Origin of the sequence: Streptomyces adelaidensis, from assembly GCF_016598475.1 — a bacterium.
Lineage (GTDB): Bacteria > Actinomycetota > Actinomycetes > Streptomycetales > Streptomycetaceae > Streptomyces > Streptomyces adelaidensis.
In genome coordinates this window covers 1-22,472 of sequence record NZ_JAEMUX010000112.1, presented here as the reverse complement: position 1 = coordinate 22,472, position 22,472 = coordinate 1, and the positions used below count along the sequence as shown (strand labels likewise).

22 protein-coding genes are annotated in these 22,472 nt (G+C 71.0%); 11 read left to right on the top strand and 11 right to left on the bottom strand.

Annotation, left to right across the window (positions count from 1 at the left end; all coding sequences use genetic code 11):
- Both I8N67_RS37095 and pdxR read right to left on the bottom strand, forming a co-directional pair.
- A partial coding sequence (locus tag I8N67_RS37095; RefSeq protein ID WP_234046890.1) for a hypothetical protein occupies window positions 1-310 on the bottom strand: 310 nt, incomplete at its 3' end.
- Between the two features lie 256 nt (window positions 311-566).
- On the bottom strand, window positions 567-2,012 hold the full coding sequence (gene pdxR, locus I8N67_RS37090) for a MocR-like pyridoxine biosynthesis transcription factor PdxR (RefSeq protein ID WP_200308688.1): 1,446 nt from the start codon (window positions 2,010-2,012) through the stop codon (window positions 567-569).
- 41 nt (window positions 2,013-2,053) lie between these two features.
- Between pdxR and I8N67_RS37085 the strand changes: the two genes are divergently transcribed.
- Window positions 2,054-2,575, top strand: a complete 522-nt coding sequence (locus I8N67_RS37085) for a carboxymuconolactone decarboxylase family protein (RefSeq protein ID WP_200308687.1) — start codon at window positions 2,054-2,056, stop codon at window positions 2,573-2,575.
- Between the two features lie 59 nt (window positions 2,576-2,634).
- On the opposite strand, the gene I8N67_RS37080 is transcribed toward I8N67_RS37085, so the two are convergent.
- From I8N67_RS37080 to I8N67_RS37070, 3 genes are all read right to left on the bottom strand, one after another.
- Entirely contained in the window at window positions 2,635-4,122 is a 1,488-nt protein-coding gene (locus I8N67_RS37080) for a glutamate synthase subunit beta (RefSeq protein WP_200308686.1), read from the bottom strand.
- A gap of 140 nt (window positions 4,123-4,262) precedes the next feature.
- On the bottom strand, window positions 4,263-4,742 hold the full coding sequence (locus tag I8N67_RS37075) for an anthrone oxygenase family protein (protein ID WP_200308685.1): 480 nt from the start codon (window positions 4,740-4,742) through the stop codon (window positions 4,263-4,265).
- Window positions 4,743-4,886: 144 nt separating this feature from the next.
- Window positions 4,887-5,570 carry a DUF2293 domain-containing protein gene (locus tag I8N67_RS37070; protein ID WP_200308684.1) on the bottom strand — a complete coding sequence of 228 codons (684 nt, stop codon included), beginning with the start codon at window positions 5,568-5,570 and terminating at the stop codon, window positions 4,887-4,889.
- 92 nt (window positions 5,571-5,662) lie between these two features.
- Between I8N67_RS37070 and I8N67_RS37065 the strand changes: the two genes are divergently transcribed.
- Both I8N67_RS37065 and I8N67_RS37060 read left to right on the top strand, forming a co-directional pair.
- Window positions 5,663-6,304 (top strand): nucleoside/nucleotide kinase family protein, encoded by a 642-nt coding sequence (locus I8N67_RS37065; protein ID WP_200308690.1) that lies wholly within the window; start codon window positions 5,663-5,665, stop codon window positions 6,302-6,304.
- Window positions 6,305-6,437: 133 nt separating this feature from the next.
- Window positions 6,438-6,866 (top strand): CBS domain-containing protein, encoded by a 429-nt coding sequence (locus tag I8N67_RS37060; RefSeq protein WP_200308683.1) that lies wholly within the window; start codon window positions 6,438-6,440, stop codon window positions 6,864-6,866.
- 82 nt (window positions 6,867-6,948) lie between these two features.
- On the opposite strand, the gene I8N67_RS37055 is transcribed toward I8N67_RS37060, so the two are convergent.
- Window positions 6,949-8,076 (bottom strand): magnesium and cobalt transport protein CorA, encoded by a 1,128-nt coding sequence (locus I8N67_RS37055; RefSeq protein ID WP_200308682.1) that lies wholly within the window; start codon window positions 8,074-8,076, stop codon window positions 6,949-6,951.
- A gap of 168 nt (window positions 8,077-8,244) precedes the next feature.
- Between I8N67_RS37055 and I8N67_RS37050 the strand changes: the two genes are divergently transcribed.
- Window positions 8,245-9,042, top strand: a complete 798-nt coding sequence (locus I8N67_RS37050) for a methyltransferase domain-containing protein (RefSeq protein ID WP_200308681.1) — start codon at window positions 8,245-8,247, stop codon at window positions 9,040-9,042.
- A gap of 72 nt (window positions 9,043-9,114) precedes the next feature.
- Here I8N67_RS37050 and I8N67_RS37045 read toward each other — a convergent pair whose 3' ends face one another.
- Both I8N67_RS37045 and I8N67_RS37040 read right to left on the bottom strand, forming a co-directional pair.
- Window positions 9,115-10,005 (bottom strand): carbohydrate kinase family protein, encoded by an 891-nt coding sequence (locus I8N67_RS37045; protein WP_200308689.1) that lies wholly within the window; start codon window positions 10,003-10,005, stop codon window positions 9,115-9,117.
- A gap of 112 nt (window positions 10,006-10,117) precedes the next feature.
- Window positions 10,118-11,056, bottom strand: coding sequence for a pseudouridine-5'-phosphate glycosidase (locus I8N67_RS37040; RefSeq protein ID WP_200308680.1), 939 nt, complete (start codon window positions 11,054-11,056; stop codon window positions 10,118-10,120).
- 65 nt (window positions 11,057-11,121) lie between these two features.
- On the opposite strand from I8N67_RS37040, the gene I8N67_RS37035 reads away from it, so the two are divergent.
- A complete protein-coding gene (locus tag I8N67_RS37035; RefSeq protein WP_200308679.1) occupies window positions 11,122-11,550 on the top strand; it encodes a VOC family protein in 429 nt (142 codons plus the stop codon).
- A 217-nt stretch (window positions 11,551-11,767) separates the two neighbouring features.
- On the opposite strand, the gene I8N67_RS37030 is transcribed toward I8N67_RS37035, so the two are convergent.
- Both I8N67_RS37030 and I8N67_RS37025 read right to left on the bottom strand, forming a co-directional pair.
- On the bottom strand, window positions 11,768-12,322 hold the full coding sequence (locus I8N67_RS37030; RefSeq protein ID WP_200308678.1) for a methylated-DNA--[protein]-cysteine S-methyltransferase: 555 nt from the start codon (window positions 12,320-12,322) through the stop codon (window positions 11,768-11,770).
- 84 nt (window positions 12,323-12,406) lie between these two features.
- Window positions 12,407-13,273: a glycerophosphodiester phosphodiesterase gene (locus I8N67_RS37025; RefSeq protein WP_200308677.1), complete on the bottom strand. Its 867-nt coding sequence runs from the start codon at window positions 13,271-13,273 to the stop codon at window positions 12,407-12,409.
- A 278-nt stretch (window positions 13,274-13,551) separates the two neighbouring features.
- Between I8N67_RS37025 and I8N67_RS37020 the strand changes: the two genes are divergently transcribed.
- The 6 genes from I8N67_RS37020 to I8N67_RS36995 all read left to right on the top strand — a co-directional run bounded on the left by I8N67_RS37020 (window position 13,552) and on the right by I8N67_RS36995 (window position 21,934).
- Window positions 13,552-14,421, top strand: a complete 870-nt coding sequence (locus I8N67_RS37020) for an MHYT domain-containing protein (protein ID WP_200308676.1) — start codon at window positions 13,552-13,554, stop codon at window positions 14,419-14,421.
- Between the two features lie 40 nt (window positions 14,422-14,461).
- A complete protein-coding gene (uvrB, locus tag I8N67_RS37015) occupies window positions 14,462-16,591 on the top strand; it encodes an excinuclease ABC subunit UvrB (RefSeq protein WP_200308675.1) in 2,130 nt (709 codons plus the stop codon).
- A gap of 171 nt (window positions 16,592-16,762) precedes the next feature.
- Entirely contained in the window at window positions 16,763-17,341 is a 579-nt protein-coding gene (locus I8N67_RS37010; RefSeq protein WP_200308674.1) for a TerD family protein, read from the top strand.
- A 46-nt stretch (window positions 17,342-17,387) separates the two neighbouring features.
- Window positions 17,388-19,439 carry a TerD family protein gene (locus tag I8N67_RS37005; RefSeq protein WP_200308673.1) on the top strand — a complete coding sequence of 684 codons (2,052 nt, stop codon included), beginning with the start codon at window positions 17,388-17,390 and terminating at the stop codon, window positions 19,437-19,439.
- A 280-nt stretch (window positions 19,440-19,719) separates the two neighbouring features.
- On the top strand, window positions 19,720-20,721 hold the full coding sequence (locus tag I8N67_RS37000; protein ID WP_200308672.1) for a TerC family protein: 1,002 nt from the start codon (window positions 19,720-19,722) through the stop codon (window positions 20,719-20,721).
- Window positions 20,722-20,833: 112 nt separating this feature from the next.
- Entirely contained in the window at window positions 20,834-21,934 is a 1,101-nt protein-coding gene (locus I8N67_RS36995; protein ID WP_200308671.1) for a calcium:cation antiporter, read from the top strand.
- 33 nt (window positions 21,935-21,967) lie between these two features.
- Here the strand turns inward: I8N67_RS36995 and I8N67_RS36990 are convergent.
- Window positions 21,968-22,472 (bottom strand): MFS transporter (locus tag I8N67_RS36990; protein ID WP_200308670.1); only part of this gene is annotated, 505 nt, incomplete at its 5' end.

Here is a 22,472-nt window from a genome sequence, read left to right as displayed (position 1 = left end):
CGTACGAGCCGTGCACGCCGTACGAGCCGTGCGCGCCGTGCGTGCCGTCAGGGCCGCGTACGCCGTCGAGATCGTCCCCGCGCTCCGGAACGTACGGGATCACGAACCCGGGCAGCACCGGCAGCCCCGCCCGAGCCGCTCGCGAGAGATGCGCGGCCTTGGAACCGGCGAGCAGGGGGAGCGAGGCCGACGGCTGAGTCAGGGAAACGACGTGAGAACCGGGTGTGCCGCCGCCCCAGGGCTGCGCCCCGTCGGGCGCGTCTTCCCCGTGTTCCCCGTGTTCTCCGTGACGTTCGTCGAGCGTCGTCATCGAGCACCCTCCAGGACCGGCCGCCAACAGGGGGGACGCGAGGGAGGGGCCCTACGCCTGACGACGGAACGAAGGATGGGGGCAGGCCACCACCGGATTCTGCGGACCCAAGACCGCAGCGGTGACATACCTCCTGAGCTCAAGGATCCCACCGCCGTTGATTTTCTGTCGACCGGGAGTCGCCCCCGGCCACCTGGAGCGTCATGGTCGGCCGACCATCCGCGGACCGTCCACCGACCGGCCGTGACACCGTCGCTCACCTGGGCGGCAACACCCCGCACAACGCCTCCAGCGCCGCCCCGTACGCGTGCTCCGGGGGCGTCGCATAGCCCACGACGAGTCCGTCCGGGGCGGCGTCCGTCGCCTCGGGGTGCCGGAAGGCGGCCAGGCCGTCGAGCGCGACGCCCCGCCAGGCCACCGCCTTCACGGCGGACCGCTCCGTCCCGGGCGGCAGCCGCAGCACGGCGTGCAGCCCGGCGGCGATCCCGGTGACCTCGATGTGCGGCGCGTGCGCGGCGAGGGCGGCGACCAGCCGGTCGCGCCGCGCACGGTAGCGCTGCCGCATCCGCCGTACATGACGGTCGTACGCCCCGGAGGCGACGAAGTCCGCGAGCGCCAACTGATCCGGCACGCTCACCCACGCCTCCCGCTCGCCCTTCGCCTCCAGCACGGCGCCGACGTAGCGCTGCGGCAGGACCATCCACCCCAGCCGCAGCGCCGGCGACAGGCTCTTGCTGACCGAGCCGATGTACACGACCCGCTCGGGATCCAGGCCCTGCACGGCCCCGACGGGCTTGCGGTCGTAGCGGAACTCCCCGTCGTAGTCGTCCTCGACGATCAGGCCGCCACGCGCGCGTGCCCAGTCGGCGACGGCGGCACGCCGGGCGGGATGCAGCGGCCCACCGGTGGGGAACTGGTGTGCGGGCGTGAGCAGAACGGCCCTTTCCCGCTCCAGCCCGTCCACCCGGGCACCGTCCTCGTCCAACGGCAGCGGAACGGTCCGCACCGAGGCCGCGGCCAGCAGCTCACGGTGGAAGGCCAGACCGTACGACTCCACGGCCAGCGGCCCCCGCAGCACCCGGCCGTGGAACAGCAGCCGCAGCGCGTGCGCGAAGCCGGAGCAGATCACGATCCGCGACGGCTCGGTCCGCACTCCACGCACGCGTGCCAGATATTCGGTGAGCGCCTCACGGAGCTCGACCCGGCCCGCCGGGTCACCCGGTCCGAAGGCCTCGTTGGGCGCCTGCGTCAGGGCCCTGCGGTACGACGCCGCCCATGCCGCCCGCGGGAACGCCGACACGTCCGGTGTGCCCTGCCGCAGGTCGTGCCGTGTCCCACGCGCGCGTGGATGTGCCGTACGGGGAACGCGCGTGGGCGCGCCCAGCGGTTCAGCCCTCCCCCACTGCCCGAGCAGCGTGGGAGGTACCCCCATGGCGACCCGGGTCCCCGACCCCTGCCGAGCCGTCAGCCAGCCCTCCGCGACCAGCTCCGCGTACGCGTCGGCGACCGTGTTGCGGGCGACGCCCAGATCCGCGGCGAGCGATCGGTACGGCGGCAGCCGGGTACCGGGAGCGAGCCGGCCACCACGCACCGCGTCCCGCAGCGCCCGGATCAGCGCCGCCCGCCGCCCACCCGAACCCGACACTTCGAGATGCAGATCGGCCCCGATCCGCTCCGCCGAATTGACCCACGAATTCACCATGAAAATGCACCCTATGACAGGTCTTTCCGTCTCATAGATTCATGGTCATGACGACGAACACGATGCACGCGACGACGCACACGACAACGGACACCACGACGAACGCGAAGGCCGCCTCCCCGCGTCTCGACTTCGCGAAGTCCGCCCCGAAGGTCTTCCGCGCCCTCATCGGCTTCGACGCGGCGGCCCGCGAGGGCATCGACCCGGCCCTGGTCGAACTGATCCAGATCCGCGCCTCCCACCTCAACCGCTGCGCCTACTGCCTCCACATGCACACCAACGACGCCCGCAAGGCCGGTGAGAGCGAGGACCGGCTCCACCTGATCCCGGTGTGGCGCGAGGCCCGGCACTTCTTCACCGCCCGTGAGCAGGCGGCCCTCGCCCTCACCGAAGCGGTCACGCTCGTCGCCGACGGAGGCATCCCCGACGACGTCTACGCCGAGGCCTCCGCCCACTTCGACGACACCGAACTGGCCCACGTCGTGGCCCTGGTCCTCACCATCAACACGTGGAACCGCATCGCCCTGTCCACCGGAAAGAAGGCCGGCACGGACGAGCGCTGAACCTCGGCGGCCGGGTCCAACGCCGGCGGGGACGTCGCGCGAACGACACGGACTACGGTCTACGCGGTCATCGGCCGGTCGTACGGCCCGATCGGCGCCGGCAGCCCCTCCGTTCCGGTCAACCGGCGGTCGACCGCGGCGGCCACCGAGCGCCCCTCGGCTATCGCCCAGACGACGAGGGACTGCCCACGGGCGGCGTCCCCGGCGGCGTACACGCCGGGGACGTTCGTCGCGAAGTCCGGCCCACGCGTGATGGTCCCGCGTGGATCGAGGGCCAGCCCCAGCTGGTCGATGAGCCCGTCGTGGCGGTCCGGCCCGGAGAAGCCGAGGGCGAGCAGGACGAGGTCGGCGGGGAGCGTCCGCCCGGTACCGGGCCGGGGCCGCCGCCGCTCGTCCACCTCGACCAGGTGCAACGACCGTACGTGCCCCGCCGCGTCCCCGCCGAAGCGGAGCGTGGAGGCCGCGAAGAGCCGCGCGTCCGCGTCCGCCGCCGGTGCCGTCTCCAGGTCGCGCGCCTCCTCGTGCGCCGCCGAGAGCCGGTAGACCTTCGGATACGTCGGCCAGGGATCGACGTCCTCGTCGCGCTCCTGCTCCGGCAGCGGATAGATGTCCAACTGGGTCACGGACGCGGCCCCTTCCCGCACCGCCGTCCCCAGACAGTCCGCCCCCGTGTCACCACCCCCGACGATCACGACATGCTTCCCGGCGGCCGACAGCGGCGAGACCTCCAGTTCCCCCTCGCACACCCGGTCGGCCAGCGGCAGATACTCCATCGCCTGGTGGATGCCCACCAACTCCCGCCCGGGCACGTCCAGTTCCCGCCAGGCGGTGGCGCCGGTCGCGATCACCACGGCGTCGTACCGCGCCCGCAACTCCGCAGCCCCGAGGTCCGTCCCCACAGCGGTCGACGTACGGAACTTCGTGCCCTCCGCCCGCATCTGCTCCAGCCGCCGGTCCAGATGCCGCTTCTCCATCTTGAACGCGGGTATCCCGTACCGCAGCAACCCCCCGATCCGGTCGGCCCGTTCGTACACCGCGACCGTGTGCCCGGCCCGCGTCAGCTGCTGCGCCGCCGCCAGCCCGGTGGGCCCGGAGCCGATCACGGCGACGGTCTTGCCGGACAGCCGGTCGGGCGGGCGCGGCGGTGTGAGCCCGTCCTGCCAGGCCCGGTCGGCGATGGCCACCTCGACGTTCTTGATGGTCACCGCCGGCTGGTTGATCGCCAGCACGCACCCCGCCTCGCAGGGCGCGGGACACAACCGCCCCGTGAACTCGGGGAAGTTGTTCGTTGCGTGCAGCCGGTCGCTCGCCGCCCGCCAGTCCTCCCGCGACACGAGGTCGTTCCACTCGGGGATCAGGTTCCCCAGCGGACAGGCGTCGTGGCAGAACGGAATACCGCAGTCCATGCAGCGGTCGGCCTGCTCGCTGATGATCGGCAGGAGCGCCCCGGGAACGTACACCTCGTTCCAGTCCCGCACCCGCTCCTCCACGGGTCGGCGGGGCCACTCCTCGCGTGGGGTGGTCAGGAAACCCTTGGGATCGGCCATGGCCGTCTCCCTCACGTCGGGCGTGCGCGGCCGGGCGCGGCCGTACACCAGCGGACTCGGTTCGGCGTGAGGCATGAGGCCGTACGCCTTCGGGCGGCACTCTCTTCCCGCCACGATACGACGCGCCCGCCGTGACCGCCTCAGGCGAGCGCGAGCAGATACGACAGGGCCCCGGCGGCCGAGGCGACCGCCCGTATGTGGTTCCACGTCGTCCACTCGCTCACGTATGTGCGCCAGTACGCGGCGGCCTCCGGGGTGCCGGCGTCCAGCTTGGCGAGCGTGTCGTTGCGCGGCACGTTCGCCACCATCGTGACCCCGAAGCAGCCGAACAGGTACAGCGCGCTGCCCAGGAGCAGTTCCACCGTGCCCTCGTCCGGCCACAGCACGAACGTGACGACGGCGAGCACGGCGCACAGCACCGCCGTACCGACGAACACGATCATGAATGCCGGAGTCAGGGCGCTGACATTGATCGCCTGCATCGCCGCCACCCCCTGCGCGGGCGGCAACGAGGCGAGCCCCTTCATCACGAACGTGGAGAACCCGCAGAACACGCCCGCCACGACCGCTGTCCCGAGCAAACCAAGCACCGTCAGTACGAAGTACGGTCCGTCGATCATGTCCGCTCCCACCTCTTTCCCCCGAAACCAGAGATCCTGCATTCCTCCTGCCGTCACCACAAGTGAACAGCCGTACAGCCACCGTCACCATGGCCGAGACGCGCGGGCCACGTGCGACCGTCCAGCGACGGGCCCCGCGCCCGTTCATCCCGCCGTCCGCCATTCCCGCAGCCTCGTCTCCACCACCCCCGCGATCCGCCGCCGCGCCTCGTACCGGGGCGTACCGCTCATGAGCAGCCGGTCGTACGGCGTGTCCACATGGCGTACGGACGCGATGACCGCGGAGGTGACCGCCATCTCCGTCAGTGCGCGCCCCGCGGCGCTGCGGCCGACCCTGCCGCTCCCGCGCACCGAGGCGTGGGCGGCGACCTCCCGGGCCCGCTCCGCCGGGCAGGCGGGGAACAGCCGCAGGATCTCCGCGGCGAACGCGTCCGTGAAGCGCACGTCCTCCGCGGCCCGCCGCCGGGCGTCCCGCGTCCGGCGGCGCCGCCGTACCTCGGCGTCCGCCAGGCACCGCTCCTCGGCCCGGGCGAGCACCGCCTCCTCGACCAGGACGCCCTGTCGCTCGTACCGGCTCCGGCGCCGGTTGAACCGTACGACCACGGCTGAAAGCGAACTCCCCTCCCTGGCCCGCCGGGTGAGCGCGGTGTCACCCCGGGGCAGGAACACCAGGTGTCCGAGGTCCGCGCAGTCGAGACAGCGCGGCGCCCCCTCCTCCAGCACGAGCAGCGCCACCGGGCCGCTCCGGCACTCCGCGCAGTGCTTCTTCCTGAGCGCCTGCACGACGACAAGTCCGGTACGGGGCGGGGGAGTAGCGAGCGCTGCCATACGCGGTTCATTCCCCCTGGTGGCCGCATGGTCACGTGACCGTCGCACCGGCCTCCCGGCCGGCTCGGGCACGGTTCGTGGCGCGCGGCATCATGGGCGGTGTGCGATTCGAAGCGATCACCTGGGAACGGCTCGGCGACCTCCTCGCCGACCGCATCCTCGACCTGAAGCCCGACGACGGCTCCCCCTGGCCGCGCATCGCCTTCGACGGCGCCCCGGCCGCCCGCCCGGGCGACCTCGCCGCCCGCGTCTGTGAGGCGCTGCGGGTACGCGGCCGGTCCTCGCTCGTCGTGGGCACCGAGGGCTTCCTCCGGCCGGCGTCGCTCCGTCTCGAATACGGCCACGAGGACGTGGAGGCCTACTACGACGGCTGGTTCGACACCGCAGCCCTGTGGCGCGAGGTCTTCGGCCCGCTCGACCCCGGCGGCACGGGCCGGGTCCTGCCCGACCTCTGGGACCCCGCCACCGACCGCGCGACCCGCAGCCCCTACGTCCAACTCCCGCCCGGCGCCATCCTGTTGACGCACGGCCCCCTCCTCCTGAAACACTGGTTCCCCTTCGATCTGACCCTCCACGTCCTCCTCTCCCCGGGAGCCCTGCGCCGCCGCACCCCCGAGAGCCAGCACTGGACACTCCCCGCCTTCGAGCGCTACGAGGCCGAGACCGACCCGGCCGGCATCGCCGACGTCCTCGTACGCGCCGACGATCCGCGTCACCCGGCGTGGGGCGGCTGACGGGGTCGCGTCCGGCGCGGGGCGGGGGTGTCCTCCCGGGTGCGCCGAACGCCGGGCGCGGCAAGAATGTAGGGCGCCGGGACTAGCGGTGCGTCCGGCGCCGCGCCGGCCGTCCGGCACCGGGAGGTACTACATGACCACCGCCGGAGACATCATGCACCGCGGCGCCCAGTGGATCCCCGCCCACCAGACCCTGGACCGCGCCGCCCAGCTGATGCGCCAGCTGAACGTCGGAGCGCTCCCCATCAGCGACGAGAACGAGCGGCTCTGCGGCATCCTCACCGACCGCGACATCGTCGTCGGCTGTGTCGCCCAGGGCCACGACCCGTCGAAGACCACGGCGGGCGAGCTGGCCAAGGGCACACCCCGCTGGATCGAGGCGGACGCCGACATCAGCGAGGTGCTCCAGGAGATGAAGGGGCACCAGATCCGACGGCTCCCCGTGATCGAGAACAAGCGTCTCGTCGGCATGATCAGCGAGGCCGACCTGGCCCACCATCTGTCGGACGACCAGATCGCCTCCTGGGCCGAGAGCGTCTATGCGAAGAGCGCGACGCACTGACGCCGTGACGCATTGACCCGGTCGATCCCCCGCTCTCTCCCTGCCGTCGGTCCGCCGGTCCGGTTGTCCGCCGGCCTTGGAGTCAGAGCCAGCCGTTGCGCTTGAAGCCCCGGTAGAGGGTGATGCAGCCGGTGGCTATGACACCCAGGACCAGCGGATAGCCGAACTTCCAGTGCAGCTCGGGCATGTGCTCGAAGTTCATGCCGTAGACCCCGCACACCATGGTCGGCACGGCGATGAGCGCCGCCCACGCCGTGATCCTCCGCATGTCCTCGTTCTGCGCGACGCTGACCTGCGCGAGGTGCGCCTGCAGGATCGAGTTGAGCAGTTCGTCGAACGCGGCGATCTGCTCGGTCGCCCTCAGCAAGTGGTCGGAGACGTCCCGGAAGTAGGCCTGTATCTCCGGGTCGACCACGCGGATCGGCCGTGAGGTGAGCTCAAGGAGCGGGCGGGCGAGGGGGGCCACCGCCCGCTTCAGTTCGAGCAGTTCGCGCTTGAGCTGGTAGATGCGGCCGGGGTCGACGCGCGCGCCGTTCGCGGCGAAGACCTCGGTCTCGACCTGGTCGATGTCCGTCTGCACCGAGTCCGTGACGTTCAGATAGTCGTCCACCACATGGTCCGCGATCGCGTGCAGCACCGCGGCCGGTCCCTTGGCCAACTGCTCCGGGTTCGACTCCACCTCCTCGCGCAGCGGGCCGAGTGAGCCGTGCCGCCCGTGCCGTACCGTGATCACGAAGTCGGGGCCGACGAAGACCATGATCTCGCCGGTGTGCACCACCTCGCTGGTCGCGGTCAGTTCGGTGTGCTCGACGTAGCAGACCGTCTTGAACACCGCGAACAGCGTGTCGCCGTACCGCTCCAGCTTCGGGCGCTGATGGGCCTCGACCGCGTCCTCGACCGCCAGCGGGTGCAGGTCGAAGAGCTCGGCGATGCCGGCGAACTCGCGCTGCGTCGGCTCGTGCAGGCCGAGCCAGACGAAGCCGTGGTCGTGCTTGCGGACCTGCTTGACCGCCTCGATGACATCGCGGCCGCCGGGGGTGCGCACGCCCTTGTGGTACGTCACGCAGTTCACCACGGAGGTGCCCAACGGGGAGCGGGCCGGATGGCTGAGGTCGACGCGGGGACGACGCCGGGCCAGCCGTGCCATCTTGCGGAGTCCGCCGACCTTGTCGAGGCCCGTGACCTTCCGCAGATTCCCTGCCATGGACATCTGGCTCTCCTTGAGTGGCTCTCCTCGCACCGTCTTCGTGCCTGTCGCGCCAGTTTGCCAGGGCCGAATGAGTGCCGGGTAAGGCTGTGGGAACGGAACGCTCCGCTTCACTTGGACTGCGGGAGAGTCGTTATTAGTGATAAGTCGGTTAAATGGGATGATCGCGACATGATGCGAACCGACGAGTATCTCCTCGACCACCGGCAGGCCGAGACGGGGCAGCGCTCCGACGCCTTCGCCACGCTCTTCGACCGCACGACGTTCCGGCACATGGAGGGCTTCGGCCTGGGGTCCGGCTGGCGCTGCTGGGAGGTCGGCGCGGGCGGCACCTCCGTGGTCTCCTGGCTCGCCAAGAAAGTCGGACCGACCGGCAAGGTCATGGCGACCGGCACCGACATCTCGTGGGCCGTCCCCTCGGTCACCCGCCCGCCGGTCGAGGCTCTCGTCCACCACGTGGGCGTCGACCAGCCGCCGGGCGAGGGCTTCGACCTCGTCCACGCCCGGCTGGCCCTGGTGCACGCGTCGGACCGGGAGCGGGCGTTGCTGTCGATGATCGACGCCCTGCGTCCCGGTGGACGACTCCTGATCGAGGACGCCGACCCCGCCCTCCAGCCCCTGGCCTGCCTGGAGGAATCCGGCCCCGACCACCAGCTGGCCAACCGGCTCCGCCAGGCTGTCGGCGCCCTGCTCGCCGAACGCGGCGTCGACCCGGCGTACGGCCGCAGACTCCCGCGCCTGCTGCGCGCGGCGGGCCTGCGCGGTGTGGCGGCCGACGCGTACTTCCCCGTGGCCTCCCCAGCCTGCGCCGCGCTGGAGTCGACGACCATGCACCGGCTCCGTGAAGCGCTAGTCACGGCGAATCTCGCCACGGCCGAGGAGATCGACCGGCATCTGGCCAACGTGGCCTCGGGAGCGACGGACATCGCCGCCCCGCCGCTGATCTCGGCGTGGGGACGGAAGGCGTAGCGGCCCGAAGGGGTGGGGGACGGGGCGTGCCCGGTGGCGGGGTGCTCCGCCGCACGGTCGACGCCTCGGGTCTCAGCCGGCCGCCGGCGGCCTCCCGCCCACCTTCTCCACCGCCAGCGCCCCCGCCCCGCATCCCTCGGCCGCCGCCTGTTCGGGCTCCGCGCCCGCGAGCAGCGCGGCCAGGAACGCCCCGGTGAAGGCGTCGCCCGCGCCGGTGGTGTCGCGGGGCGTGGCGGGGGCCGCCGGAATCCGGGACTCGACGCGGCCCCCACGGGCGATCAGGGCACCGTCGGCCCCCTGCTTGGCGACGACCAGGGGAACGAGGCGGCTCAGCTTGGCCGCCGCGTCGGCCGGATCGGGCAGCCCGGTCAGCAGATACGCCTCGTCGCGGCTGGGCAGCAGCACGTCGACCCCCTCGGCGAGCGCGAGGAAACGGTCCACGCCCAGCCGAGTGAGAAACCCCGCCGACGCGGGATCCACGCTCACCGGCACCCCACGCGCGCGTGCCGACTCCAGGGCCACGGCAACCAGGGCGCGGCTCGGCTCGGAGAAGAACAGATAACCCGACAGATGCAGCCGTGCGACCCCGTCGAGCAGCGACGGCGACCAGTCGTCCGGGTCCAGCCGCAGCGAGGCGCCGCTGTCCGTGAGGAACGTGCGCTCGGCCGCGTCGCCCGTGTCCACCAGGCAGATCACCGTCCCCGTCGCCGCCTCCGGATCGACGACGAGGCGGGGCCGCACCCCCGAAGCCCGCAGCTCCCGCTCGTGCCACGCGACCGCGTCCGTCCCCACCCGCCCGAGCAGCCGCACGTCCGCACATCCTCGATGGGCCGCCCAGCAGGCCACGTTGGCGCCCGCCCCACCCGGCAGCGTCCGGATCACGGAGGCCGTGTCCGTGCCCGGCGCCAGCGGCCCGCGGTGCCGCGCGACGACATCCGTGACCACGTCACCCACCACAAGCAGCGCCCCGCCCGCCGCACCCCCGAACCGGCCTGCCGCACCCCCGACCCCGCCTGCCGCACCGCCGAGCCCGGTCACACCCTCGCCCGGTGCGTCCGCGCCCCGCGGTGCCACCTCAGGCCCCGGCCCAGGCCGCCGCGATCCGCGACGCGAGCCGTACATTGCCCCGTACCGCCGCCAGATTGGCGGTCAGGGAGGCGCCGTCGGTGTGCCGCACCAGATGGCTCAGCAGGAACGGTGTGACCGCCTGCCCCGTGACGCCCGCGGCTTCGCAGGCCTGCAACGCCTCGGCGAGCACGCGCGCGTGCAGCTCGGGGTCGAGCTGCTCGTCCTCGGGCACGGGGTTGGCGACGATCAGCGCCGATTCCGGGCCGTCGAGCGCGTCCTGCGCCCGCATCACGTCCGCGACCTCACCGGGCGACCGGAGCGTCCACTCCACCGGATGGCCCGAGTCGGACAGATAGAAGCCGGGGAAGCGCTCCGTGTCGTACCCGGCGACGGCGACACCCAGCGTCTCCAGGCGCTGCAAGGTCGCCGGCACGTCCAGGATCGACTTCACGCCCGCGCACACCACCGTGATCCGGGTGCGCGCGAGCAGCCCCAGGTCGGCGGACTCGTCCTGAGTCACCGTCCACTCCCGGTGCACGCCCCCGAGCCCGCCCGTCGCGAACACCCGTACGCCCGCCAGGGCGGCCAGCTGGGCGGTCGCCGACACCGTGGTCGCGCCGCTCGCCCCCGAGGCCACCGCGAGCGGCAGGTCCCGGTGACCGAGCTTGCGGATGCCGTCGTCGTTCGCGACCCGCTCCAACTGCTCCTTGCCGAGGCCGATGTGGGGCCGTCCGTCGAGCACGGCGATCGTCGCCGGTACGGCGCCCTCCTGCCGTACGACGTCCTCCAGCTCCAGCGCCACCTGCAGATTGCGCGGGCGGGGCAGCCCATGCGCGATGATCGTGGACTCCAGCGCCACCACGGGTCGACGCGCGTCGACCGCTTCCCGCACCTCTTCGGACACCACCAGCACGAGCCTGTCTCCTGTCTGTCGTTCTTCCCTCATCCCTGGCGGAAGGAGCACCCGGCCAAACCCTTGCGGCCTGTGGTGCGGGACACCAGCCTGGGTGCATGACGGACAACACGACACGTCTCGACCATGTCGTCCTCTGGGTGCGGGAGCCGATCGCCGCGGCCGACTTCTACGAGAAGGCCGTGGGCCTGGCGCCCCTGAGGATCACCGAATACGCCGCGGGGCAGGTCTCCTTCCCCTCCGTACGCCTGAACGACGAGACCATCCTCGACCTCATGCCCCTCACCATGGCCGAGCGCATGAAGATGGTCCCCGGCGCCGCCGACAGCGCGGGCCACCCCGTCAACCACATCTGCCTCGCCCTGCCCGGCGACCGCTTCGACGAACTGCGCACCCGTCTGGAGGAACGGGCGGTCCCCGTCTCGGACTTCTCGTACGACTCCTTCGGGGCACGCGGCATGGCCCGGCGCAGCTTCTACTTCCGCGACCCGGACGGCAACGTCTTCGAGGCTCGGCACTACGAGTAACGAGGAGAGGGTGAGACGGTGGGCAAGAGGCCGTAGTGCGCACGGCGGAGTCCGCTGCCGCGAGCGGTTTCCGGCCAGCCTGCACGTACCGGAACGTGGGCCGGTGACCGATTCGTGGAGCAGAGGTCGCCGTCCACCGCCCCGCCCACGCAAAGGCCACGCACGGTCGCGCACAGGCCACCCACCGGCTTCTCAGAACAACACCGCACAGGGCCCCTCAGAACAGGGGCTCCGGAAGCACCCCTTCCAGTGCCAGCAGCTTCCGCTTGGTCTCCAGCCCACCGCCGAACCCCCCGATGCCACCGTCGCTCTCGACCACCCGATGGCACGGCACCACCACCGGCAGCGGATTCGACCCCATCGCGACGCCTACCGCCTGGGCCGCGCCCGGCTGCCCCACCCGGTGGGCCAGGTCGCCGTAGCCCACGACCGAGCCGAACGGGACGCCGGACGCCAGCTCCCGGAGCACCTGGCGGTTGAAGCCGGAGATCAGCGACCAGTCCAGCGGCAGCTCGAAGTCGCGCCGCTCGCCCGCGAAGTACGCCTCGACCTGCCGTATCGCCTCGGTCAGCTGAGGGGAGCGGGGGGCCTCGACGGGCGCGGTGCCGAGGCGGGAGGCGAGCCGGTCGAGCGCCTGGTCACGCACCGCGTCCGTGGCGTGGAACACGACGTTGACCAGGCCGTCGTCCGTCGCGGCCAGCAGCAGCGGGCCGATGTCCGTGCCGACGACGGCCCACACGACCTGCTGCTCGTCCTGCGCATGGCTGTTCATGCGACCACCGTACGGCCCGCCACTGACAACGCCCGGGGCGTGCGCTCCGCCTCGAAAGCGCACGCCACGGGCGAGGCCGCTCCGTCAGTTCTGGGTGGCTTCCCTGACCACATCCGGCTTGTTGGTGATGATGCCGTCCACGCCGTACGCCGCCACCCGACGGGCGTTGTCCGCGTCGTTCACGGTCCAGGTGAGGATCTCCAACGGCTTGCCGTGCGGGCCCTCCAGCGCATGGATCGTGGCGACATAGGACTCGGAGATGGTCGTGTACGACGAGTTGATCTGGTCGCTGAAAGTCGCGTACTCGGGCAGGTCGGCGATGTCCGGGGTACCGAGGACGCCGGTCTTCACCGCCGGGCGCAGCGCATGGACCCGGCGTACGGTGTCGGCGCTGAAGCTCTGGATCACCAGCTTCCTCAGGTGCGCCGGCCCGAGCCAGCCCTCGTTGCCGAGCACCTTCAGGGTCTGCTGCTCGATGCCGGGGTAGAGCTGGGGGTTCTTGATCTCCAGGACGAGCTTCTGGTGATTGCGTGACACACGCCGCATGTACTGCTCCAGCGTCGGCACGCGCGCGCCCGCGTAGTCGCCGCCGAACCAGCTGCCCGCGTCCAGGCGCGCGATCTCCGCGGCGGTGAAGTCCGCCACGTTCCACGGTGCGCGCTCCGGATAGAGCTCCTCCACATCCGTGGTGCGCGCCAGCGTCGCGTCATGGAGGATGACGAGCCTGCCGTCCTTGGTGCGCTGCACATCGTTCTCGACCCAGTCGAAGCCCATCTCGTCGGCTCTGTCGACGGCGGCCAGGGTGTTCTCGGGCGCGTAGGCGGAGGCTCCGCGGTGCGCGACGACCAGCGGATTGTCGGCGGCGGGGGCCGCGTGGGCGGCGGTGTTGGGGAGCAGGAGCGCGGCGGCTCCCATGAACGCGGTGGTCGCGGCAACTGCGCGCACGCGCATGCGTACTCCTCGCGTCGATCGATCACGGTCAGCTCAAGAGTGACAGCAGAGGGTCAACGGCAGGAGGGTGCAGGATGGCCATTAATTGAATGGAGTTGCCCAAGTCCGCTCACGGGCGCCGCACAAGTGGGGCAAGGGCGTGTTTCTTTGCCGGAAAATCGTTCGACCATTCCGGTGGGGGTCATACTCTCTGCGACAACCCTGACCGTTGTGGCGGCCTGGGGTGGGGGCATCGCAGGGATTCCAGGGACGCGACAGGGCGGGAAAGGCAGCCGCGAATGCAGGGCACGGTCGACGGCTTCAGCTACGGACTCGTCACACCGGTGGCGGCCTATCTCATGGCCTGCCTCGGGGGTGCGCTCGGCCTGCGCTGCACCACCAGATCGATGCTCGTCGACGGCCGTTGGCGGATCGGCTGGCTCGCGCTGGGCTCGACGGCCATCGGCTCCGGCATATGGACCATGCACTTCGTCGCGATGATGGGGTTCAAGGTTCTACAGACCCCGGTCCACTACGACCCGCTGACCACGTTCGCGAGCCTCGCCGTCGCCATCGTCATGGTCGGCATCGGGATCTTCATGGTCGGCTCCAAGGCGGCGACCGGGGCCGCGCTCTTCACCGGCGGCACCATCACCGGCCTCGGCATAGCGTCCATGCACTATCTGGGCATGGCCGGGATGCGCCTCAACGGCACCCTCGGGTACAACACCCTCACCGTGGCCGCCTCGGTGGTCATCGCCGTCGTGGCGGCGACCGCCGCCCTGTGGGCCGCCGGACAGGTCCGCGGCTTCCTGTGGAGCGTGGGCGCCAGCCTCGTCATGGGGATCGCCGTCAGCGGAATGCACTACACGGGCATGGCCGCACTCAGCGTCCACCTGCACAGCGGAGCCGCGGCCGCCCTGGCCGACGACTCCTCGTCGGCCACCATGCTCGCCCCGCTGATGATCGGCCCACTGGTCTTCCTGCTCCTCGCGGGCGTCGTCGTCATGTTCGACCCATTCATGATCATGGGCAGGTTCCACGGGAACCCGGTCGAGCGGCGGCCCGGCATCCCGGCCCAGGCCACCGCGCACACCTGCCGGCACCAGGAGCCCCGCACCGATCGGGAGCACCGCGAGCGGCGTTCCCGCACCCCGCAGAACCGCTGACCGGAGCCCGTTGTCAGTGCGGGGTCGTACGGTGGATTGCATGCGGCCCGTTTCCAAGATCGAACGCACGGTGGCGCCCTTCGAGGTCGTCAGCTCCTACCAGCCCAGCGGCGACCAGCCCACGGCCATCGCCGACCTCGCCAAGCGCATCGAAGCAGGTGAGAAGGACGTCGTCCTGCTCGGTGCGACCGGCACCGGCAAGTCCGCCACCACCGCGTGGATGATCGAGAAGCTCCAGCGCCCCACCCTGGTGATGGCGCCGAACAAGACGCTGGCCGCCCAGCTGGCCAACGAGTTCCGTGAGCTCCTGCCGAACAACGCGGTCGAATACTTCGTCTCGTACTACGACTACTACCAGCCAGAGGCCTACGTCCCGCAGTCGGACACCTACATCGAGAAGGACTCCTCGATCAACGAGGAGGTCGAACGCCTGCGCCACTCCGCGACCAACTCACTGCTCACCCGGCGCGATGTCATCGTGGTCGCCTCGGTCTCCTGCATCTACGGCCTCGGTACGCCACAGGAGTACGTGGACCGCATGGTCCCGCTCAGAGTCGGCGACGAGCTCGACCGGGACGAGCTGCTGCGACGCTTCGTGGACATCCAGTACACGCGCAACGACCTGGCGTTCGCCCGGGGCACCTTCCGCGTGCGCGGCGACACCATCGAGATCTTCCCGGTCTACGAGGAGCTGGCCGTCCGGATCGAGATGTTCGGCGACGAGATCGAGGCGCTCTCCACCCTGCACCCCCTCACCGGCGAGATCATCACCGACGACCAGCAGCTGTACGTCTTCCCCGCCTCGCACTATGTCGCCGGCCCCGAGCGCATGGCGCGGGCCGTCAACGACATCGAGAAGGAGCTGGGCGAGCGCCTCGCCGAGCTGGAGAAGCAGGGCAAGCTCCTGGAGGCCCAGCGTCTGCGGATGCGCACGACGTACGACCTGGAGATGCTCCGCCAGATCGGCTCCTGCTCCGGCGTGGAGAACTACTCGATGCACTTCGACGGCCGCGAGCCCGGCTCCCCGGCGAACACGCTGCTGGACTACTTCCCGGACGACTTCCTCCTCGTCATCGACGAGTCCCACGTCACCGTGCCCCAGATCGGCGCGATGTACGAGGGCGACGCCTCCCGCAAGCGCACTCTGGTCGACCACGGCTTCCGGCTGCCGTCCGCCCTGGACAACCGTCCCCTGAAGTGGGAGGAGTTCCAGAGGCGCGTGGGACAGACGGTCTACCTCTCGGCGACCCCCGGGCAGTACGAGCTCTCCCGCTCCGACGGCCAGGTCGAGCAGATCATCCGCCCCACCGGCCTGATCGACCCCGAGGTCGTCGTCAAACCCACCGAAGGTCAGATCGACGACCTGGTGCACGAGATCCGCAAGCGCACCGAGAAGGACGAGCGTGTCCTGGTCACCACCCTCACCAAGAAGATGGCCGAGGACCTCACCGACTACTTCCTGGAGCTCGGCATCCAGGTCCGCTACCTCCACAGCGACGTCGACACCCTGCGCCGCGTCGAACTGCTGCGCGAGCTGCGCGCCGGTGACTACGACGTCCTGGTCGGCATCAACCTCCTCAGAGAGGGCCTCGACCTCCCCGAGGTCTCCCTGGTGGCGATCCTGGACGCCGACAAGGAGGGCTTCCTGCGTTCCGGGACCTCGCTGATCCAGACCATCGGCCGCGCGGCGCGCAATGTGTCGGGCCAGGTCCACATGTACGCCGACAAGATCACCCCGGCGATGGAGAAGGCCATCGACGAGACCAACCGCCGCCGGGAGAAGCAGGTCGCGTACAACAAGGCGAAGGGCATCGACCCCCAGCCGCTCCGCAAGAAGATCAACGACATCGTCGCGCAGATCGCCCGCGAGGACGTCGACACCGAGCAGTTGCTCGGCACGGGCTACCGCAAGGGGCAGGACGGCAAGGGAGCCAAGGCCCCCGTCCCCTCCCTGGGTGGCAAGACGGCCAAGTCCGCCAAGGGCCAGGCCGAGGAGACCGTCCCGACCGACCGCCCCGCCGCCGAACTCGCCCAGCAGATCGAGGAGATGACCGAGCGCATGCGCGCCGCCGCCGCCGATCTGCGGTTCGAGATCGCCGCCCGGCTGCGCGACGAGGTCTCCGAGATGAAGAAGGAACTGCGGCAGATGAAGGAAGCGGGCCTGGCCTGACGGCCCCGGTGGGCGCCGGGGGAGGAGGTGTGTCCCGGCGCGGGCGCGCTGTGTTGCAAGACCGACACAAATCGCGACACCGACTGCGGCATTGTCGGTGCCGCTGCGTAAGGTGCTGAACATCCGCGGACTCCGCGGCAACAGGGGACAGTTCGAGAGGGGAAACAGCGCGTGACCGTCAACATGACCAAGGGTCAGGCCATCAGTCTGCAGAAGTCCGACGGAGGCAGTCTGACCGCGGTGCGCATGGGTCTCGGCTGGCAGGCTGCCCCCCGGCGCGGCCTGTTCGGGTCCCGCACCCGCGAGATCGACCTCGACGCCTCCGCGGTGCTGTTCGCGGACAAGCAGCCCGTCGACGTCGTCTTCTTCCGCCACCTGGTGAGCGACGACGGCTCTGTCCGGCACACCGGCGACAACCTGGTCGGCGGCGTCGGCCAGGGCGGCGACGACGAGGCGATCCTCGTGGACCTGGCCCGGATCCCGGTCCACATCGACCAGATCGTCTTCACCGTGAACTCCTTCACGGGGCAGACCTTCCAGGAAGTGCAGAACGCGTTCTGCCGTCTGGTGGACGAGACCAACGGCCAGGAGCTGGCGCGCTACACGCTCGCGGGCGGCGGCCAGTACACGGCCCAGATCATGGCCAAGGTGCACCGCGCGGGCACGGGCTGGCAGATGACCGCGATCGGCACGCCCGCAAACGGCCGCACCTTCCAGGACCTGATGCCGGCGATCCTGCCGGTCCTGTAGGCAGCCGGACGCACCACACAGCACGCGACACGGGGGGACGAAGTCGATGACGGCCGAGCTGGTCCGGGGGCAGAACCATCCGCTGCCCGAGGTCCGACTGGAGATCCGCGTCTCGGCCGGCACGCCGATCGTGGCCGGCGCCACCTTGGGCGACGAGCACGGCCGGGTGCACGGCGTGGAGTGGGTCGCCCACCCGGGCGCGCCCACCCTGCCGGGCATCGAGGTCTCCCAACAGGCGGCGGCCGACCATCGCCTCGCCGTGGACCTCGCTGCCCTGGCACCATCGGTGCACCGGGTCACCGTGCTGCTCGCCCTGCCGTCCGGCAGCGGTGGCCCCGCACGGTTCGGCACCGTCGCCGCCCCCTTTGTCGCGGTCACCGGCCTCGACGGCAGCGAGGTCGCCAGCTACACCATCACCGATCTGGCGGCGGAATCCGCCGTCGTAGCCCTTGAGCTGTACCGCAGGCAGGGTGTCTGGAAAGTCCGCGCGGTCGGCCAGGGCTATGCGGGCGGCCTCGCGGAGCTGCTCACCGACCAGGGCCTGCCCGAGGCCGGGCAGCTGGCCGGCAGTATCCAGGAGGCCGTGATCCAGGGCCTGGCCCGCTCGGTGGCGGCACCCCCGCCCCGGCCGGCCGGCGCGGACCGCCCCCGCCGGACCGCAGCACCCGCTCCGGGCCCCGACCAGCCCCACGGCGGTACGGCGCCGCAGGGCGCCGCCGGGAACACCTCGCCGCCGCAAGGACACCACCCGACCTCGCCGTACGACGCCCCCGGCCCCCAGGACGCCACCCGGCCCGATCACGCGGCGGCGCAGCACGGGGGCCCCGCACCGGCCGATCCGTCCACCGGTACCCAGCCCGCGGCGCCCACGGCCGGCGGCCCCGTCAACTACGCCCACCCCGGGCGGCAGACCACCGCCCCGCCGACGCCCCCGCCGACCGCGCCCCCGGCCCGGCCGGGGCAGCCCGCTCAGCCCGTCGCTGGCGACGCGACCGGCTGGTCCATGGACGAGCGGCTCTACAACCAGGTGTGGGGCATGTTCGAGGACCTCGCCCGCACGACGGCCGCGTACCGCAGCGCCGTCGACTTCGCCGAATCGCGCATGGAACAGGAGCTGGACAAGGTCCTCTCCGACCCGCGCAGCCGTATCGGCGGTCAGGGCGACGCCGCGCGCGAGGCCGCCCGCGCCAAACACGCCGAGCTCGTCGACCAGGCCAGGGCCGCCCTCGACCGGGACCTCGCTCAGCTCCGGGCCGAGGCCGACGTCGTCGAGCCGGCGCTGCCCCCGCCGTACGCGAGCTGGGACAACCCGGTCTGGCACGGCTACCGAGTGCCGATGGAGATCCCCATGGCCCTGCGCCTGGGCGACCTCCACCTCCCGGAGAGCGAGGACGTGCGCATCCCGATGCTGGTCCGGCTGCCGCTGGAGCGCGGCCTGTGGATCGACAGCGGCCGCTCGGGCTCCCGCGACTCGCTCGTCGACTCCGAGGAACTGCGGCGCCTCGCGGTGGACATGGCGGTGGAGCTCGCTGCCCGGCTGCTCGCGGTCCATCCGCCGGGCGAGTACACGGTGCATGTCGTCGACCCGGCCGGGGCCGGCTCGTCCGCGCTCGCACCGCTGGTGCGGTCCGGAGTGCTCGCCGGACCGCCCGCCGCCGGAGCCGCGGGCGTCTCGGACGTCCTGGGGCGGCTCACCCAGCGCGTCGACCTCGTACAGATGGCGGTGCGCGGCGGCGCGGCCGACTCACTGCCCCCCGGCTTCGACACGGCCGAGCAACTGCTGATCGTCAACGACTTCCCGCACGGCTTCGACGACCGCGCCGTGACCCAGCTCCGCTATCTCGCGGACGAGGGCCCGGCCGTCGGCGTCCATCTGATGATGATCGCCGACCGGCAGGACGCCGCCGCCTACGGACCGTTGCTCGACCCGCTGTGGCGTTCGCTGATGCGACTGACGCCCACCCCCGACGACCACCTCGCCGACCCCTGGGTCGGGCACGCGTGGACGTACGAGCCCTCGCACGTTCCGCCCGGCAGCCGGGTCCTGGACCACGTGCTCACCCAGGTCGCGGACGCCCGCCGCTCCTGGAACCGCTGAGGGTCCACCTTGCACCAAGACCTCGTAAAGCGCTCTGACCAGCGTTTTTGATACTTTCTTTGCCTGACCCTTTACCTATTCTTGGTGATTGGGTACTCTTCTGGTGCGGAGGGGAGTACTCCCTACTTGCTGCGGCGTCCCCGTCAATACGGATCAATCCAGATCCCGGGGCGTCGGCCCGGCGGCACCAGGCGTTGTGGAACGCCCTGGAGGACCGGGTGGAAGAGACCTCCGGTAGCGACGACGCTGAAATTTGCCGTTACGTACTGCCGGAGGCGCAGTGGATGTTTCAACGACCCTTTGGGTCCTGACTGTTCTGGGCCTTGCCGCCCTCATCGCGGTCGACTTCTTCATCGGGCGCAAGCCCCACGACGTGTCCATCAAGGAAGCCGGAATCTGGACGGTCGTCTGGATCGCCCTGGCCGCCCTGTTCGGACTCGGGCTCCTCGTCTTTGCCGGCGGCGCGCCGGCCGGAGAGTTCTTCGCGGGCTTCATCACCGAGAAGTCCCTGAGCGTCGACAACCTCTTCGTCTTCGTCCTGATCATGGCGAAGTTCGCGGTGCCCTCGCAGTACCAGCAACGGGTCCTGCTCGTCGGAGTGCTGATAGCCCTGGTGCTCCGAGCGATCTTCATCGCCGCGGGCGCCGCGATCCTCGCCAGCTTCGCCTGGGTCTTCTACATCTTCGGCGCGTTCCTGATCTACACCGCCTGGAAGCTGATCCAGGAGGCCAGGGCCGACGAGCCGGAGGGCGAGTACGAGGAGAACAAGCTCCTCAAGGCCGTCGAGAAGCGCTTCGGAGTCGCCGACCGGTACCACGGCACCAAGCTGTGGATCGAGGAGAACGGCAAGCGCGTCATGACGCCGATGCTGGTCGTGATGCTCGCGATCGGCACCACGGACGTCCTCTTCGCGCTGGACTCGATCCCGGCGATCTTCGGCCTGACCCAGGACCCGTACATCGTGTTCACGGCCAACGCGTTCGCGCTCATGGGCCTGCGACAGCTGTACTTCCTGATCGGCGGCCTGCTCAAGAAGCTGGTCCACCTGTCCTACGGCCTGTCGGTCATCCTCGGCTTCATCGGGGTGAAGCTAGTGCTGCACGCATTGCACGAGTCCGGGGTACACGTCCCCGAGATCTCCATCCCGGTCTCGCTCGGTGTGATCTGCGCGGTCCTGGTCGTCACCACGATCACCAGCCTGATCGCGTCCAAGAAGCAGGCGGCGGCCGAGGTCGAGCAGGAGAAGGCCGAAGGCACCGAGAAGGACAGCATCGAGGCCTGACGGAGGCCGACACCGCACAGCGATCACTGATGGGGCCCCGCACGACCGAAAGACGCAGCCGCAAGGCGTCGACCGGCGTGCGGGGCCCCATCGCGTCTGGAAGGATCACCGCATGCTCGTTCGACTCCGGTCGCTCACGACGCGATGGACCGCTGTCGTTCCGGTGGCCGCGGTCGTCCTGCTCGCTCTCACCTGGGGACGTGATCTGCCCGCGGCGGTCGTCGCCCTGGTGACGCTGGTGCTCGCGGGAGCCGTACTGGCCGCCGTCCACCACGCCGAGGTCGTCGCGCACCGGGTCGGCGAACCGTTCGGCTCCCTCGTCCTCGCCGTCGCCGTCACGATCATCGAGGTCGCGCTGATCGTCACGCTGATGGCCGACGGCGGCGACAAGAGCTCGACCCTCGCCCGTGACACCGTCTTCGCGGCGGTGATGATCACCTGCAACGGCATAGTCGGCGTGTGTCTGCTCGTCGCCTCACTGCGCCACGGGCTCGCGGTCTTCAACCCGGAGGGCACCGGCGCCGCTCTCGCCACGGTCGCGACACTGGCCACGCTCAGCCTGGTGCTCCCCACCTTCACCACCAGCAAGCCGGGCCCGGAGTTCTCCACGGCCCAGCTCACCTTCGCGGCCCTCGCCTCACTGATGCTCTACGGGCTGTTCGTGGCGACCCAGACCGTGCGCCACCGGGACTACTTCCTGCCGATCACCCGGCACGGCGAGGTGATCACCACGGACGACCACGCCGAGGCGCCGACGGCCCGCACCGCCAAGATCAGCCTCGGACTGCTCGGCCTGGCGCTCGTCGGCGTGGTCGGCCTCGCCAAGGGCGTCTCGCCCACGATCGAGTCCGGTGTCGAGGCGGCGGGCCTGCCGCACGCGGTCGTCGGTGTGATCATCGCGCTGCTCGTGCTGCTTCCCGAGACCATCGCCGCCCTGCGCGCGGCCCGCCGCGACCGGGTCCAGACGAGCCTCAACCTCGCCCTCGGCTCCGCGATGGCCAGCATCGGCCTGACCATCCCGGCCGTCGCCCTGGCCTCGATCTGGCTCTCCGGACCGCTCGTCCTCGGCCTCGGCTCCACCCATATGGTGCTGCTCGCCCTGACCGTCGTCGTGGCCTCGCTGACCGTGGTCCCGGGACGCGCCACACCGCTGCAGGGCGGCGTCCATCTGGTGCTGTTCGCGGCGTACCTGGAGCTGGCGGTGAACCCGTAGCACGGGCAGCACCGGCAGCGGTGGCACCCGAGTTCACCCCGCGGTGGCCTCCGCCGCCTCGACCCGGGCCGTCGGCACCGGTCGCGTCTCCGGCAGCAGGGCGAAGCAGCCCAGGCTCAGCAGGGCGATCCCGGTCAGATAGGCGCCCACACCCCACGGCACCCGTCCTCCCTCTGCCACGGCGGTGGCGACGATCGGCGTCAGGGCGCCCCCGAGCACCCCGCCGAGGTTGTAACCGACCGCCGCGCCCGTGCAGCGCACCCGGGGCTCGTACAACTCCGGGAGGTACGCGGCGATGACGGCGAACATCGTGACGAACGCCAGCATCGCCACCAGGAAGCCGAGGAACATCAGCAGGGGTTCGCCGGTCGACAGCAGCGCGACCATGGGGAACATCCACAGTGCGGCGGCGGTGCAGCCCGTCAGGCACAGCGGGCGCCGCCCGTACCGGTCACCGAGGATCGCGACCAGCGGTGTGAGGGCGCCCTTCACCACCACGGCGCCCATGATGCAGGTCAGCATGACCGTACGGCTCACC